Annotated in this window: 14 protein-coding genes; 11 read left to right on the top strand and 3 right to left on the bottom strand. The window is 62.6% G+C overall.

Annotated features, from left to right (window positions below; all coding sequences use genetic code 11):
* The first annotated feature begins 515 nt into the window (after positions 1 to 515).
* From MRX98_RS19025 to MRX98_RS18975, 11 genes are all read left to right on the top strand, one after another.
* Positions 516 to 1,355, top strand: a complete 840-nt coding sequence (locus tag MRX98_RS19025) for an RDD family protein (protein ID WP_246913823.1) — start codon at positions 516 to 518, stop codon at positions 1,353 to 1,355.
* A gap of 19 nt (positions 1,356 to 1,374) precedes the next feature.
* Positions 1,375 to 1,938, top strand: a complete 564-nt coding sequence (locus tag MRX98_RS19020; RefSeq protein ID WP_246913821.1) for an MDR/zinc-dependent alcohol dehydrogenase-like family protein — start codon at positions 1,375 to 1,377, stop codon at positions 1,936 to 1,938.
* 3 nt (positions 1,939 to 1,941) lie between these two features.
* Positions 1,942 to 2,925 (top strand): hypothetical protein, encoded by a 984-nt coding sequence (locus MRX98_RS19015; RefSeq protein ID WP_246913819.1) that lies wholly within the window; start codon positions 1,942 to 1,944, stop codon positions 2,923 to 2,925.
* Between the two features lie 5 nt (positions 2,926 to 2,930).
* Positions 2,931 to 3,269, top strand: coding sequence for a B-box zinc finger protein (locus tag MRX98_RS19010; protein WP_246913817.1), 339 nt, complete (start codon positions 2,931 to 2,933; stop codon positions 3,267 to 3,269).
* Positions 3,266 to 4,921 (top strand): DUF4129 domain-containing protein, encoded by a 1,656-nt coding sequence (locus MRX98_RS19005; protein WP_246913815.1) that lies wholly within the window; start codon positions 3,266 to 3,268, stop codon positions 4,919 to 4,921. Before MRX98_RS19010 ends, MRX98_RS19005 begins: the two co-directional genes overlap by 4 nt.
* Positions 4,902 to 6,155, top strand: coding sequence for a DUF4350 domain-containing protein (locus MRX98_RS19000; RefSeq protein ID WP_246913813.1), 1,254 nt, complete (start codon positions 4,902 to 4,904; stop codon positions 6,153 to 6,155). Before MRX98_RS19005 ends, MRX98_RS19000 begins: the two co-directional genes overlap by 20 nt.
* Complete coding sequence (locus tag MRX98_RS18995) at positions 6,152 to 7,117, top strand: AAA family ATPase (RefSeq protein WP_246913812.1); 966 nt, start codon at positions 6,152 to 6,154, stop codon at positions 7,115 to 7,117. The genes MRX98_RS19000 and MRX98_RS18995 overlap by 4 nt, the downstream gene beginning before the upstream one ends.
* Positions 7,114 to 8,481, top strand: coding sequence for a DUF58 domain-containing protein (locus tag MRX98_RS18990; protein WP_246913810.1), 1,368 nt, complete (start codon positions 7,114 to 7,116; stop codon positions 8,479 to 8,481). The genes MRX98_RS18995 and MRX98_RS18990 overlap by 4 nt, the downstream gene beginning before the upstream one ends.
* A 13-nt stretch (positions 8,482 to 8,494) precedes the next feature.
* Entirely contained in the window at positions 8,495 to 9,592 is a 1,098-nt protein-coding gene (locus tag MRX98_RS18985; protein WP_246913808.1) for a stage II sporulation protein M, read from the top strand.
* A complete protein-coding gene (locus tag MRX98_RS18980; protein WP_246913806.1) occupies positions 9,589 to 10,362 on the top strand; it encodes an RDD family protein in 774 nt (257 codons plus the stop codon). Before MRX98_RS18985 ends, MRX98_RS18980 begins: the two co-directional genes overlap by 4 nt.
* Before the next feature lie 221 nt (positions 10,363 to 10,583).
* Positions 10,584 to 10,835: an acyl carrier protein gene (locus MRX98_RS18975; protein WP_246913802.1), complete on the top strand. Its 252-nt coding sequence runs from the start codon at positions 10,584 to 10,586 to the stop codon at positions 10,833 to 10,835.
* A gap of 54 nt (positions 10,836 to 10,889) precedes the next feature.
* Here the strand turns inward: MRX98_RS18975 and MRX98_RS18970 are convergent, their stop codons facing one another.
* The 3 genes from MRX98_RS18970 to MRX98_RS18960 form a co-directional block, all read right to left on the bottom strand.
* On the bottom strand, positions 10,890 to 13,583 hold the full coding sequence (locus MRX98_RS18970; protein ID WP_246913800.1) for a bifunctional acetate--CoA ligase family protein/GNAT family N-acetyltransferase: 2,694 nt from the start codon (positions 13,581 to 13,583) through the stop codon (positions 10,890 to 10,892).
* 75 nt (positions 13,584 to 13,658) lie between these two features.
* On the bottom strand, positions 13,659 to 14,150 hold the full coding sequence (locus MRX98_RS18965) for a universal stress protein (protein WP_246913798.1): 492 nt from the start codon (positions 14,148 to 14,150) through the stop codon (positions 13,659 to 13,661).
* Positions 14,151 to 14,165: 15 nt separating this feature from the next.
* Positions 14,166 to 14,948 (bottom strand): serine/threonine-protein kinase, encoded by a 783-nt coding sequence (locus tag MRX98_RS18960; RefSeq protein ID WP_246913796.1) that lies wholly within the window; start codon positions 14,946 to 14,948, stop codon positions 14,166 to 14,168.
* Positions 14,949 to 15,344: the final 396 nt, after the last annotated feature.

The following is a 15,344-nucleotide window of genomic DNA, read 5'->3' as shown; positions in this document are numbered from 1 at the left end:
GTTTTAAGTTTTAAGTGTTAAGTTTTAAGTTAATGAATTCTATCGATTTTATTGGGTTTGGGGTGATCGGGCAAATGGGTACTGCCACGCATCCAGCCCGTAGGGGCACGGCACGCCGTGCCCCTACCCTACAGGATCGTTAACCACTGATCGCCGTTTCGTCCGGCACCCTATAATCGAATGCATGCATCCGTAAAAGCGACACCGCCTGTTCTCCGTATAGAATATATAACAGACAGAATACCTTAACTTAACACTTAAAACTTAAAACTTAAAACTATCCATTGCCATCTAAAGGAATTGCGGCAGGGCATAATTTTAACTTGCCCATCCACCGATCATTTTGCTATGGTCCTGAAGTTATTCATCTGTTTTCATTTTCGAAGGCTTGTAAATCCTTTAACATGTAACATGCAATCCCGACGGCCGGGACCGTATTAAAGTTCCGGAATCCATTCCGGCGCAGGCAGTGTGCCGGGTTGCGGTGCCGTCTGCAAAAGAGAGGAGCATGATTGATGATGTGGTTTTACAAGGAAGGCACCCAGGAAGTGGGACCCGTCGGCAAAGACCGCCTGCAGGAACTGGTGCATGCCAAAAAGATCAACGGCCGGACCCTGGTGCGCAACACCACCATGGCGCAATGGCGTCCCCTGGCGGAGTTGGTCGGCGCTAAAAGAGCCGCTTCGCAGCCTCCCGCGGACACCCCGCCGGAACCGCCCCCACAACCTTCCGCCGCACCGGCACCACCCCCCGCGGAAGCGGTGTTGCGCAGCGAAACCGTCGTTTGTTCCCAATGCCACCGCTCTTCGCCCGAAACGCAGGTGGTGTGGTTCGACGGCCAGGCGATCTGCGCCGCCTGTAAACCGCTTTTCGTGCAACGCCTCAAAGAGGGTGTCGCTACCGGGGCCGTGATGCAATACGCCGGTTTCTGGGTGCGGTTCGGCGCGAAAATCATCGACTATCTGATCCTGGGCATTTTCCAAGCCATTTTGGTCGGCGCCATGGGATTGCTGGTCACCACCTCCGCACCGAGTTATGACGATCCCGAGGCGTTCTTCACCTCCGGTGCAATGTGGCTGCTCGGCCTGCAGCAGTTGATCGCCATTCTGATTCCGGCGCTCTACACCAGTTTTTTCCTCGGCCGCTTCGGCGCCACACCGGGTAAAATGGCCTGCAAACTCAAGGTGGTCACCGCCGAAGGGACCCGGGTGAGCTACCTGCGCGGCCTGGGGCGCTACTTTGCCGAATTCATCAGCGCCATGATCCTGCTGATCGGATATTTGATGGCGGCTTTCGACAACGAAAAGCGCAGCCTCCACGACCGTATCTGCAGCACCCGTGTGGTGCGCAACTGACGGGAGCCGGTAACTCACAATGATCGCCTGCCCCCATTGTCACACCATCCAAGGCCCCGAGACCGTCAACACCGGCCGTGCGGCGTCTTGCCCCGGGTGCCGCTCCCTGCTCAGAATCGACCTGTTCAACGCCTTTTGGGCCAACGACGGGCAGGGGGCCGGCAATCTCGGTGCGGCCGCTCAAGGTCGGGCGGAATGCTTCCACCACCCCGGACAACTGGCGGTGGCGCCCTGCGCGGACTGCGGGCGCCTGCTGTGCGAGGTGTGTCAAGTGGCCCTCGAGGGGCGCACCATCTGCATGGCCTGCCTGCAGGCCGGCCGGGACAAGCGCAAAATCGGCGCGCTCCAGCAGCGCTATCTGCGCCGGGACGAGATCGCCCTGCATTTGGCCTTCTGGCCGGCCCTGATGGTTTTTCCGACGCTGCTCACCGCGCCGGCGGCCCTCTTTTTCGCGGTGCGCCACTGGCGCACCCCGTCGCCCGTCCTGCCCAAGGGGCATTGGCGGGCCGTGACCGCATCGGTGTTGGCCGGCGCCCAACTGGTCGCCTGGATTGTTTTGCTGATCCTGTATATTGGAGGCTGAACCTTGGCCCGCCGACCCCAACCCTATGAAAAGTTGCCGGGCCGCTGGATGTCCCTTTTCAACCGGCGCACCCTTTGGCAAGGCGCCGACCATCTGCTGTGGGTCGAGCACACCATGATGCAGGAGACCTACAGGCGCTTCTATTTCAAAGACATCCAGGCCCTGGTAATGCGCCGCAACCGCCTGCACCATTTGTGGAGCGCCTTCTGGGGCGGCTTGGCGCTGATCACCGGCGCCATGGCCCTGACACTCGGTAGCAGCGGCTTTGTGCTGGAAGGTTTCACCCTGGTCTGGGGCCTGTGCCTTTTGCTCCATCTGGTCAAGGGCCCCTGTTGCGAAGTGTTCATTCAAACCGCGGTACAGCGCGAACGGCTGACCACACAGATCCGTGAACGGCAGGCAATCAAGGTGCTCGATCGGATCAAAGCCCAGGCCGAAAAGGCCCAGGGGGTTTACCGCCCCCCCGCCCCGTCGGACCGGCCGCCGGCCGCGACGGTGGACATCGGTGCGGACACCACCGGTGCGCGGATGAACGACCCGCTTGCACCGCCCTTCAAGCCGATGCTCCACCAAATACTGTTCACGGTGGCCATCACTCACGGACTGTTCGGCGGCCTACTGTTGTGGCTGCAGCAGCCGTACCTGGCGGCCTTGAGCACGGCGACCCTGGTAACGACACTGGTTTTGGCGATCACCGCTCTGGTGCGCGGCCATGCCGCCGCCCGGGGCACCTTGCTGGTCACGGCCACCTGGTTGACCCTGGTGCTGGCCTGTTTGAACGGCGTCTTCGCCTACGGCATGTATATGTACGCCACCATACGCCATCCGGAACTGGCTTTTGACTACTGGTCCCTCATCCAATCGTTCCTGGCCTTGCACGTCACGGCAGGGCCGGTGCGCTGGGCGCTGCTGACCGGATTTGCCGCCGGCGCCCTGGCCCTGGGAGCGGTGGGGCTGGCGGCGGCAACCCTGCAAGGCAAACGGTGAGCCCCATGGTCGACAGGGATCGGGTCGCCCGGCAGCACTGTTTTCACCATCCGGCCCGTGAGGCCGTGGCACGCTGCCCGGCCTGCCGGCGTTTTTTCTGCCGCGAGTGCGTCACCGAACACGACGATCGCATGTTGTGCAGCAGCTGCCTGGCCCGCGAAACCGCCGCCAAGACCGTCCGCCGCGGCCGCTGGTGGGTCCGCTGGTGGCCCTGGCTGCAAGGAGGCGGCGGGTTGGCGCTGATCTGGGTCCTCTTCTATCTGCTGGGCTGGATGCTGCTGGCCATTCCCCATGAATTTCACGAGGGGGCCGTATGGCAGGCCGATTGGTGGCGCAGCCAATGACGACCGAATCGGACCATGGCGCCCCCGGCGCCCCGGCCCTGGCTGAAAACGCCGTTCATCTGTTGCGCCGCAAAGGCGCCGCGGCGCTGGCCGCCTACTACATCGGCACCCTCCCCTTTCTGCTGGGACTGCTTTTCTTCTGGGCCGACATGAGCCGCAACCCTTACGCCGACCGCTACCTGGCGCCGGCGGCGGGCGGACTGGCTCTGCTGTTCATATGGATGAAAGTGTGGCAGGTACGCTTTTGCCGCCGCTTGTGGAACGCGCTGCACGGTACCGTCGACGCACCTTGGTCGCGGCGGCGCTGGCGGGCCACCGCCCTGCGCCAAACCGCCCTGCATGCCGGCGGCTTGGTGCTGCTGCCCATTGCGGCGCTCATTGTGCTGCCATTGGCCTGGGTCTATGCGTTTTTTCAAAACCTGACCGTGCTCGACGGACGGGACACCCTTTCCTTGAAACAAGCGGTACGCGAAGCCCGGGCACAGGCCCTTGCCTGGCCGGGTCAGAATCACCTGCTGTTGACCCTGTTTTCGGTTTTCGGTCTGATCGTTTGCTTGAATCTGATGACCGGCCTGATGTTGCTGCCCTACTTGGCCAAGTGGCTGCTGGACATCGAAAGCCCCTTCACCTTCGGCGGCCTGCGGGCCATCACCAACACCACCTTTCTGACCACCGTCTGCGCCCTGACCTATGCCTGCATCGATCCGCTGATCAAGGCGGCCTATACGCTGCGTTGTTTCCACAGCACCGCCCGCAGCAGCGGCGCCGACCTGCGGGCCGCCATTAAACCGTATTTAAAGGGCGCCGCTTTGCTGCTGGTGTGGGGTTGTCTTGCGACCATCGCCCTGCCGGCGCCGGCGCAGGCCGACACCGCCAACGCAACCGAAGGGACAGGCTATGCAAGCCGCCTGGACGACACCATCGACCGCCTGTTGCAGGACCGCCGCTTCGCCTGGCGCCTGCCGCGAGAAAAGCCGCCTGCCGAAACGGACAATGAAGCCACGGGCTGGGTGGCGCGCACCTTGGAGTGGTTGACGGAGCGGATCATAGGGGCGGTGGCGGCTGTGGATCGCTGGATCGAAGCCGTTGTCGATTGGCTTGATCGGCGCTTTTCCCAACCCACGGAGCGCTTGGGTGGCGGCAGGGACTGGCGACCAATCATCCGGCTGGTCTTCTATCTGATCGGCGCACTGCTGCTTTTATTGCTGCTGATGGGATTGCACCGCTGGTGGTCGTCCCGCCGCGCCACCCAACGCCGTCCGGTCGCCGCGCAAGTACAACCGCATGTGGATATTCACGACGAAACCCTCAGCGCCGCCGATCTGCCGGGTGACCGCTGGTTGACCCTGGCCCGGGATTTGATGGCGCGCGACGATCCGCGCGCGGCCTTGCGGGCCCTCTTCCTGGCCGTGCTGTCCCAACTGGGCGACGCCGGCCGCGTCGCCCTGGCACGCTTCAAATCGAACCGTGAGTACCGCAACGAACTGGCCCGGCGCGCCCAGGCCGAACCGGAATTACTGGCCTGCTTCTCCCGCTGCATGACCGCCTTTGAAAAAGCCTGGTACGGTAAGCACCCGGTGGCCGAAAACCAATTGTCCGCTTTCATCGCCGACCAGGAAAGGATCGCCGCCCTTGTCCGCTCCGACGCGTAAAACCCTGGTGGCGATTGCCGTTTGCACCGCCGTGTTCATCCTGGGCGTGGGTTGGCTCTTCTGGCTGCGTTTCCAGGCGGGCGACCTTTACCCGCCCTACTCTTCCCTGCGCGGCGATCCTTTGGGCACCCAAGTACTGTTCGAAAGCGTGCAGGCGCTGACCCATGGCAAGGCACAACGCCATTTCCGCCCCCTGGACCAACTGGTCCTCACGGCCGATACCACCTTCCTGGTCAGCGGCGTGACCGGCCGCGCCCCTTTCCTGGAGATGGCGGGTTGGCAACGACTGCTGCAGCAGTTGGAAGAGGGGGGCGGCCGGCTGGTCGTCACCTTGGTCCCGCCCGGATCCGTGCTGCGCGAAGACCCGGGAGCACACACGGCGCCCAGCGACGCGGCGGAAACAACGGCGCAGACGGATGGAACGGACAGCGACGCCGCCGCAGGCGACGATGTGACTCCCTCCGCCCCTGTGCAAAGCGACAATGACACCCACCTGCTGGACCTTCTCGGGCTCTCCTTGCTGCCGGCCCCTTCGGGTGACCTGGATGATTTCGCCGTCCGCGCCGGCGGCGCGCCGGCCACCCTGCCGGACCGCATCCCCTGGCGTGCGCCACAGCACTTCGCCCCGGACCACCCCGATTGGCAAGTGATCTACCGCTGGCACGACCGCCCGGTGATGCTACAGCGCACCTGGGGCCGAGGCACCGTGGTGCTGGCCGGCGACAGTTACCTGCTCAGCAACGAAGCGCTGCGCGAGCACCGCTACAGCGCGCTGCTGACCTGGTGGCTCCAGCTGCCCAACCTGCTGGTCGTGGATGAATTTCACCTGGGCCTGGCCAAACAGCCGGGCATTGCCGGTTTAATGCGCAAATTCCGCCTGCAGGCGCCGGCGGCCGCGCTGCTGCTGTTGGCGCTGCTGATCATATGGCGCCATGCCGCCCCCCTGGTGCCCGAGCCACCCGCACCGCCGGCCGACAGGGTACAAAGCGCCATCGATCAAGGCGCGCAGGATGGATGGATTGCGCTGATGCAGCGCCATGTTGCAGTGGCTGACCTGATCGCGGTGTGTCACGCGGCCTGGCGCGCCGGCCCCGCCATCCACCGCATACCGGAGGAACGGGTGGCCCGGGTGGCAGCCCTGCTGGAACAGACCGACGCCGCGACGCGTCGCAAGGATCCGGTCGGGCTCTATCGCCGAATCTGTCAACTTCTCAAACAAGGAAACCCGCAATGACCGCCAACGACACGCCATTGACCGATGTGCTGACCGCCGCCCGGCAGGAGATCGCCAAGGTGATCATCGGCCAGGACAAGGTGATCGACAGCGCCTTGATCGCCGTCTTCACCAACCATCACGCCTTGATCGAGGGCGTTCCCGGAGTGGCCAAAACCCTGCTGGTGCGCACCCTGGCCCATGTGTTGGGTTGCGCATTCGGGCGCATCCAGTTCACCCCCGACCTGATGCCGGCGGACATCGTCGGCACCCATGTCTTCAACATGCAGAAGGGCAGTTTCGCCCTGGTCAAAGGCCCCATCTTCACCACTTTCCTGTTGGCCGACGAAATCAACCGCGCACCGGCCAAGACCCAGTCGGCCTTGCTCCAGGCCATGCAGGAGCGGATGGTGAGCATCGACCGCCGCACCCGGGCGCTGCCTGACAACTTCACCGTCTTCGCCACCCAGAACCCCATCGAGCAGCAGGGCACGTACCCGCTGCCCGAGGCCCAGATGGACCGTTTCATGCTCAAGATCCCCATGACCCACCCCGAACGGGACGAAGAGTTGCAACTGGCCCGGCGCATGCTGGGCGATGAAGCCCCTGAGGCGGTGCTCAACAGCGGCGCCGTGCGCCCGGTCATCACCCCCGAAGTGCTCGGCGGCCTGCGCCGGCAATTGAACAGCGTGCGGGTCAAGGACGAATTGACGGCCTACCTGGTGGACATCGTGCGCCGCACCCGCACCCATCCCGGCGTGCTGGTGGGCGCCGGCCCCCGTGCGACCCAGGCCCTGCTGCTCGGCAGCCGCGCCGCCGCGGCCCTGGCGGGTCGGGATTATGTCACCCCGGACGATATCAAGGATTTGGCGGTGCCGGTGTTGGGCCACCGCATTATTCTGCGGCCCGAATACGAAATTGAAGGGCTGGCCGTCGAGGAGGTGATCGAACAGCTGCTGCAGGAGGTGACCGTTCCCCGATGATGGTGCCGCGCCTCAAACTGATCGCCCTCACGGCCCTGCTCCTGCTGCCCGCAGCCGTGGCCGTGGCCCGCGATCCGGCCTGGGAGCCGGCCGCTCTCGCCATTGCCTTGCTACTGGGACTGGCGGCGGCGGTGGACGCCGTCGCCGGTCGGCGGCGGTTGGCCGGCATTGCGATCGACGCGCCGCCGCTGGTGCGCATGACCGCCGAACAAGCGGCGCTGATCGGTCTGCAAGTGATCAAGCCGCAGACGGCGGCGTTGACATTACGCATCGGCCCGGCCTTGCCGGCGGCCATCGTCAGCGACCGTGCCGTGGCGTCGATCCATCTGGCGGCCGGTCAACAACGACACCACCTGCGGTGGCCCTGTCGCGCCCTGCGGCGCGGTCGGTTTGCGCTCACGGCGTGCCACATCGAGCTGCCCTCCCCTTTGAGGTTGTGGGGCATGCGCCGCCGCTTGGCCTTGGACGTGGAAATCCGGGTCTATCCCAACCTGACCGGCAACCGACAGCATATCCTGGGTCTGTTCGACCGCCGGGAGTGGGGTTGGCGCACCGTGCGCAAGGTGGGCAAAGGGCGCGAATTCGAGCAGCTGCGCGATTATCTACCAGGCGACAACTATGAGGATGTGGATTGGAAGGCCACGGCCCGGCGCCGGTTTCCGGTCACCCGGGTCTACCAGGTGGAGCAGTCCCAAGAGATCTACGTCATTTTAGACGCCTCGCGGTTGAGCACCCGCAACGCCGCCTTCGGACGCGACCGGCGTCGACAGAGAACGGCGACCGGGGAAGCCATGGCGGAGACCATCTTCGAACGCTACATCACCGCCTGCCTGGTGATGGCCCTGGCCGCCGACCGGGCCGGCGACCGCCTCGGCCTGGTCATCTTCGGCGCCCGCCCCGATTGCCTCATCAAGGCCGGCCGGGGGCGCGCCCACTACAACGCCTGCCGCGAAGCGCTCTACAACCGCATGGCGCAAACCGTTTCACCGGACTTCGATGAACTTTTCGCCTTCCTCGGTACCCGGGTGCGCAAGCGGGCCCTGCTGCTCTTCCTGACCCATCTGGACGACCCGCTGATGGCCGAAAGCTTCATCGGCGCCATGCGCGCCGGCACCCGGCAGCATGTGGTGCGGGTCAACATGCTGCGGCCGCCGGGGGCGCACCCCCTTTTCTCCTCGGACGACGTGCACAGCCCGGCGGGTATCTACGAACATCTGGCGGGTCACATGACTTGGAGCGCCTTGAACGACACCCGCCGGCGGCTGCGGCAATCGGGCGCCGACCTAGCCCTGCTGGACAAGGACCGGCTGTGCAGCCAACTCATCGGCCAGTATATGGAAATCAAACAACGACAACTGCTGTAGAGCGTGAGCGCCCATGATCATCGATCTGCAAAAATTCATCCGCGGCGAGCAGCCCTTCTGGGAAGAATTGGAACAAGTGCTGGCGCGCCAGGAGCGCGACCCCTACCGGCGCATGTCCTTCGATGACATCCAGCGGCTCCACTACCTCTACCAGCGGGCCTCGGCCGATCTGGCCAAGATCGACACCTACGCCACCGAACAGGCTACCCACGACTATCTGGAATCCCTGGTGGGCCGCGCCTACGGACTGGTCTACGGCGCCCGGCAAAAACCGGTGCGCTTCGCACCCTTGCGCTGGTTATGGCGCATCTTTCCCAACGCTTTCCGCCGACGGCGGGCCGCCTTTGCCCTGAGCCTGAGCGTCATGCTGCTGGGCAGCCTCTTCGGGGGCGCGGCCATCCTCTTCGACCCGGAGGCCAAGGCGATCCTGATGCCCTTTCCCCACCTGCTGATGGATCCCTCCGAACGCGTGGCCCAAGAAGAGGACGCCGGAGAACACGACCGGCTTGAAGGAAGCAAAAGCACTTTTTCGGCTTTTCTCATGACCCACAACACCCGGGTCTCCATCCTGGTGCTCGCCCTGGGCATGACCTGGGGAATCGGCACGGTCCTTGTGCTTTTCAGCAACGGCGTCATGCTGGGTGCCGTGGCGGCCGACTACGTGCGCGCCGGCGAGAGCCTGTTCCTGGCCGGCTGGCTGCTGCCCCATGGCGTAGTGGAGATCCCTGCCATCCTGTTGGCCGGCCAGGCCGGGCTGCTGCTGGCAGGGGCCCTCATCGGCGTCGCCTCGAACAAACCCATGGCCGACCGGTTGCGCACCGTGGGTCCCGACGTGGTCACCCTCATCGGCGGCGTGGCCCTGATGCTGGTATGGGCCGGGGTGGTGGAAGCCTTTTTCTCCCAGTACCACGCCCCCATCATCGCCTATGAAATCAAAATCGCCTTCGGCGCGGCGGAACTGCTGCTGCTGGTGCTGTTTCTGCGCTATGCAGGGCGGGGTGGCCGCAAAATCGCCCCAGCGCGACAGGGCAAGGGGATGCAGCGCGCAACCGCGGATGGGACGAACAAAGGCCTCCTGCTGCCCATGGGGGGTGAGAAAGGAAACGGATGATCCAGCCAACCGCCACCACTTCCCATCTGCTGACCATCCGCACCCCCGAGGGGGTCTTCTTCTCCCTGCCCCTGGCCGGGCCCATCGTGCGTTGCATGGCCTGGCTGCTGGATGCCGTCTGCCTGCTGGCCGCGGCCAAAATCATCCAGATGGGCGCCGCCCTGCTGGGGGTGTTTAGTCAGGACCTCTCGCGGGCCTTCTCCATTTTGTTCTATTTCATCTGCTACATCGGCTACGGCATCGTCCTGGAGTGGTTCTGGAACGGTCAAACCCTCGGCAAGCGGCTGTTTCACCTGCGCGTCATGGATATGCGGGCCCTGCCACTGCGCTTCAGCCAGATCGTCATCCGCAATCTGCTGCGGGCCGTGGACAGCCTGCCCTTGTTCTACATCGTGGGCGGCCTGGCCTGCCTGATCAGTCGCCATGCCCAGCGGTTGGGCGATCTGGCGGCCAACACCGTGGTGGTGCGGACCCGTCGCCTGGCCGCGCCGCGCATCGATGCCGTCCTGGACCGCAACCGCCACAACTCCCTGCGGGCCTATCCCCACCTGGCCGCCCGCCTGCGCCAACAGGTGGCACCGGTGGAGGCCGATACGGCCTTGCAGGCCCTGCTGCGCCGTGACCTGCTGACCCCTGAAGCACGCGTGGATCTGTTCGCCCTCATGGCTGACCTGTTCCGGCGCAAAGCAGCCTTCCCCGCCGAGGCGCTGGCCGGGATCTCCGACGAGCAATATGTGCGCAATGTGGTGGACCTCCTTTTCCGGCGGTAAAAACAACCCATACCCTTCCAAATCGATTTCGATCCCGATGCTGCTTTCGCCCGCTTCTCATTTTGCTTGGGCGTTGTGCATAACCGCATTTATTTTCATTGACAGATCGCCCTGCTGCCGTGAAAATTCACACATGGGGCGGGACGGATGCACCGGCGTTGCGGGCCGCAACAAAACGGCATTCATCCCTGAACCGGCAAGCCCGAACCCGGAGAATGCCAATGGCGACCCGAGAACAGATCAGCAAAACCATCCTGGACATCATCCGCACCATCGCGCCGGAAGCCGATCTCGCAAACATCGATCCTGCGGACCGGTTTCGCAATCAGTTCGATTTCGACTCCGTCGATTTCATGAACCTCGCCGCGGCGCTGCAAACCACGCTGCAGGTGAACATACCCGAAGAAGACTACCCCCACCTTGCCACACTGAAAGGTTGCATCGCCTATTTGACGTCGAAGGTGAACACCTGACGCTATTTCAAATGGGGCAAGTCCCGACTTGGGCTTTATGCTTAAGCGCAAGGGTCAAAGGGCCAATGTGACCATCACAATCTCGGGATCCTGCGGGTCGCGTCTTCTTTTAAAACCGAAGGCCTCGCAAAGTTTCAGCATGGCCCGGTTATCGGAAAGCACATCCCCCTGGAGCTCCCGGATCCCCTTTTGCCTGGCGTAATCGATGATGCGGCGCATGAGCATGGGGCCCAAGCCCATGCCGGTCATGTCCCGGCGCAGAAGAATGGCGAATTCCGCACGCTCGTTGTCCGGATCGGCGGCCAGGCGCACCACGCCGAACAGCTCCGCTGCCGTTTCTGCGCCCGGCGGGCACAGCACCAGGGCCATTTCACGATCATAGTCGATCTGGGTCAAGCGGGCCGCCATCTGGTGGGACAATATCTTCATGGCATGTAAAAATCGCAGCCGGATTTCATCCATGGAGAGCTTGGAAAAAAGGTCCTGCAACGCCGGTTCGTCCTCCGGCCGAATGGGCCGGATCAATAGCTTTTGGCCGTCGCCGAGGGTCAGCGTCGATTCCAGCACCTTAGGGTAAGGACCGATGGCCAAACGCTTTTCAGCGGTCAGTCGTGATCGGGCGACCTTGATGCGCACGTCCAGTGCCAACACCCCCCGCTCATCGGCCAACAAGGGATTGATGTCCAGCTCGGCGATCTCGGCGATATCGCTGACCAGTTGCGACACTTTGACGAGGGTCAGCGCGATGCTGTCCAAATCGGCGGCCGGTTTGCCGCGGTAGCCGTGCAGCAATCCGTAGACGCGCGTGCGGCGCATGACCTCATGCGCAAGGTGCATGTTCAGCGGTGGCAGGGCAATGGCCTTGTCACGGATGATCTCAACGGCCGTACCACCCTGACCGAAAAGAATCACCGGCCCGAACTGGACGTCTTCACTGGCGCCCACAATCAATTCCCGGGCGTTGGGGCGATGCACCATGGGCTGCACCGCAAAGCCGGACAAGGTCGCATCGGGACGGATTTCGCGAATGTGTTGCTGCATACGCAACGCCGCGGCTTGCACCGCTGCCGGCGAGATCAGGTTCACTGCCACCCCGCCCGCATCCGACTTGTGGATGATATCGGGTGATCGGATTTTCAGAACCAATGGTGCGCCCAGCCGTGCGGCCAGCGCGGCGGCCGCTTCAGGTGTCGCCACGGCATGGGTATCGACCACTGGAATGCGGTATGCGGCCAGGACCGCCGTTGTTTCCATTTCGGTCAGCCAAGTACGGTCTTCGGTCAGCGCCGCATGAACGATCTCGCGCGCTTCTTCGGTTGCCGGCTCGAAAACCTCCGGGATGCCGGGCGGTGTTTCCATCAGCATCGCCTGACTGCGGCGGTAGCGCACCATCTGCATAAACCCGCGAATGGCTTCCGTCGGTGTCTGATAGCTCGGAATCCGGTTTTCGGCAAAGATCCTGCGGGCCTCCCGCGCCGAATCGATGCCCAGCCAGCTGGTGAAGATGCCCCGCGCGCCGATCTTTGCGCTGTTTTCCTTGAGCGTATCGATCATCGCCCGGGCGGCTTCGGTGCTGGAGGCCACGGCCGTGGGACAATTCAACACCAGGACGGCATCCACCCCCTTGTCCGTGAGCAGGATGCGCAATGCATCGGCATAACGATCCGGTGGGGCATCGCCGATGATGTCCACCGGATTGTTGCGGGACCAGGTGCGCGGGAGCACCCCATCGAGCCGGTCGATGGTCTCAGGGGCCAAATCGGCCAAACGGCCCTGTTTGTCCATCAGGACGTCGGTGGCCAGCACCCCCATCCCGCCGCCATTGGTCAGGATGGCCAGACAATCACCGGCGAACGGGCGCGACTTGGCCAAGGTCTCCACGGCATCGAAGAGGGCTTGCATGTCCATCACCCGCAACAGCCCGGCGCGCTCGAAGGCGGCGTTGTAAACGTCGTCGGCGCCGGCCAGGGCACCGGTGTGGGAAGCGGCGGCGCGGGCGCCCTCGGCGTGCCGTCCGGCCTTGACCACGATCACCGGTTTCATGCGGGCCGCCGCGCGGGCCGCGGACATGAACTTGCGTGCATGGGTAATGTTCTCGATGTAGAGCAGAATCGCTTTGGCGCTTTTGTCGGCGGCCAGGTAATCGAGCATGTCGCCGAAATCCACATCGGACATGTTGCCCACGGAGACGAAATGGGAAAACCCGATGCCCTTGGACGTGGCCCAGTCGAGCACCGAGGTTTGAACCGCCCCCGACTGGGCGACGAACGCGATGCTGCCTTGAAGAGGCGGCACATGGCCGAAACTCGCATTGAGGCCCACGCCGGGCACCATGATGCCCAGGCAGTTGGGCCCCACGATGCGCAGCAGGTGGGGGCGGGCCGCGTTGAGCATCTGCGTGCACAACCACTGCCCTTTCTCGCTGCCGCCTTCGTGGAAACCGGCCGTGATGACCACCGCCGCCCGGGTACCCCGCCGACCCAGTGTTTCGATCAGGCGCGGCACCGTGTCCGGCGGCGTGGCGATAACGGCCAGGTCGGGCGTTTTGGGCAAGCGGTTCACATCGGGATAGGCGGGCAGCCCTTCGATGGTCTTGTACTTCGCATTGACCGGGAAGATATCTCCTTTGAAGCCGGCGCTCACCAGATTCCGGGCCATGACGGCACCGACGGAGCCGGGCTTTCGGCTCGCGCCCACCAAGGCGACGGCGGAGGGGTTGAACATGAACTCGAGATTGCGAATGGTCATTGCATCACCCCTTTGGTTTGGAAGAAAGAAGGCGGGCATGAACGCTATTCAATTCAATGGCACAACCTTTTTTTTCTATTCCACGACCCATATCGTGCATTTGCGTGCGTGGCTGACGATTTTGCTCGAAATGCTGCCGAACAGGAACTCCTCGCTGCGCGAAAGCCCCTGCCTGCCGACGACGATGGTGCTGTACCCGGTCTCATCCCGCTCCGACAGAATACAAGCGGCCATGGAAGGACAGTAGCGCAGCGTGGAACGGACCGATACGGCATCCGGCGCAAATCCCTTTTCAATCAGCAGTTGACGATAGTCCGCCAACATGCCATCCACTTTTTCACTGTAGTGCGCCAACCATTTTTCTTTTTCCTCGGTGGAGGGGAAAAAATCCTCCTCCGGTTCCGGCACCACATGCAAAAGCATCACATTGAAACCCGCCAGCCCGCCCAGGAGCTGTCCCACGTAGGCAACCGCCCTGCGGGCGTTCGCTGATTCATCCACGGCGATCAGAATGTTGCGGTTGAATACTTTTTCGCCATTTCCAGTGTTTGCCGCGTCATCGTTCATAAGTCCCTCCACGGGTCAGGTCTGCCACTCATTCTTGAATACTTCCAAATCGTGGTGCAGTTGGGTGGCGCTTTCATAATACCAGTTGGCACCTTTGGCAAAATGCATGCACACCCGGTTCAGCGATTCCGGAATATAAGAGTATATCTTCTTTAAATTGGCCACCCGATTATGAAATACGATATTTAAATCTTCCTCCTGCAGGACATCGAGAAGCGAGCTTTGCTGATCGCGCAGGTCATGCAGCAATACATCCCCTTTGCCGGCAAGGAACAACAGAATGTTTCCCAAGCCGAACAGGTCGTAGGCATAAATGTTTTCCCGGTGGCGGAAGTTGAAGTCGAAATCGATCCAGCGGTAGCGGTGGTCCTCGCGGTCGATAAAGATATGATCGCGTCTGATATCGCCATGCTTTTCGCCATGTTCGTGCAGAAACGCGATGGCCCTGATGCATGCCATGAATTGCTCCAGGATCCCCGGAAACTGTTCCGTGAAATAGGTGCGGTGCCCCACATTCAGGCCTTCGATATATTTGGACAGCGGTCGACCGTGGATCAAATCCAAAACGCGCACGACGTTGCCTTTTTCATCTTCAACCGCAAACCCCTGCATGAAGTTTCCGTGGCCGGCTACCAAGTCCAGTATCCGCGCCTCTTTACGCGGGCTGCGAAAACATTCGAACGCAATGTCGCCAATACGGGATGTAAATTTTTCATGAAAGGCGAGTTTTATGATTTTGGCATCCCCGCTGTGCAGGTCAATGGCGCGCTTGACCCAATATTTCACGTCCTCGTCCACCCCGAACCGCTCTTCCTTGGCATTCTGCCGCACCAGGTAGGGCGTGTCCCTGAGGACCACCACATCACCATATTCCACACGGAAAAAGTCCGTGGTGTCGGTGTGGATCTCCATATCAAGAGAGGCGCTGGAATCCCCCAGCCAGCGGGACGCCATTTGCCGGATGTTCTCCTTGGTCCAATTCGCTGCCATAGACCGCACGCCATCAGGTTTGGGGCGCCATCCATGGGCCGATTGGAACGAAGTCGATTGAAGGTGGAACGCGACCGCGGATGGATGCACCCGGACGGGTATTGATCGACCATTGACACCGGTTCCCCATTACAATAATTCTAACACAGTGTTCCTTTCCATGGTTAGCAGTATCGAACGACCCGACGGATACAGCCGTGCAGA

The sequence above is a fragment of the Desulfatitalea alkaliphila genome (assembly GCF_022968795.1).
GTDB lineage: Bacteria > Desulfobacterota > Desulfobacteria > Desulfobacterales > Desulfosarcinaceae > Desulfatitalea > Desulfatitalea alkaliphila.
The sequence above is the reverse complement of the archived record's forward strand: the minus strand, read 5'-3'. Positions and strand labels throughout refer to the sequence as shown.

Bases quoted from the DNA above. Each gene is read 5' to 3' on its own strand.
- MRX98_RS19025 (WP_246913823.1), top strand. From the start codon at position 516: ATGATGTGGTTTTACAAGGAAGGCACCCAGGAAGTGGGACCCGTCGGC.
- MRX98_RS19020 (WP_246913821.1), top strand. From the start codon at position 1,375: ATGATCGCCTGCCCCCATTGTCACACCATCCAAGGCCCCGAGACCGTC.
- MRX98_RS19010 (WP_246913817.1), top strand. From the start codon at position 2,931: ATGGTCGACAGGGATCGGGTCGCCCGGCAGCACTGTTTTCACCATCCG.
- MRX98_RS19005 (WP_246913815.1), top strand. From the start codon at position 3,266: ATGACGACCGAATCGGACCATGGCGCCCCCGGCGCCCCGGCCCTGGCT.
- MRX98_RS18995 (WP_246913812.1), top strand. From the start codon at position 6,152: ATGACCGCCAACGACACGCCATTGACCGATGTGCTGACCGCCGCCCGG.
- MRX98_RS18990 (WP_246913810.1), top strand. From the start codon at position 7,114: ATGATGGTGCCGCGCCTCAAACTGATCGCCCTCACGGCCCTGCTCCTG.
- MRX98_RS18985 (WP_246913808.1), top strand. From the start codon at position 8,495: ATGATCATCGATCTGCAAAAATTCATCCGCGGCGAGCAGCCCTTCTGG.
- MRX98_RS18980 (WP_246913806.1), top strand. From the start codon at position 9,589: ATGATCCAGCCAACCGCCACCACTTCCCATCTGCTGACCATCCGCACC.
- MRX98_RS18975 (WP_246913802.1), top strand. From the start codon at position 10,584: ATGGCGACCCGAGAACAGATCAGCAAAACCATCCTGGACATCATCCGC.
- MRX98_RS18970 (WP_246913800.1), bottom strand. From the start codon at position 13,583: ATGACCATTCGCAATCTCGAGTTCATGTTCAACCCCTCCGCCGTCGCC.
- MRX98_RS18965 (WP_246913798.1), bottom strand. From the start codon at position 14,150: ATGAACGATGACGCGGCAAACACTGGAAATGGCGAAAAAGTATTCAAC.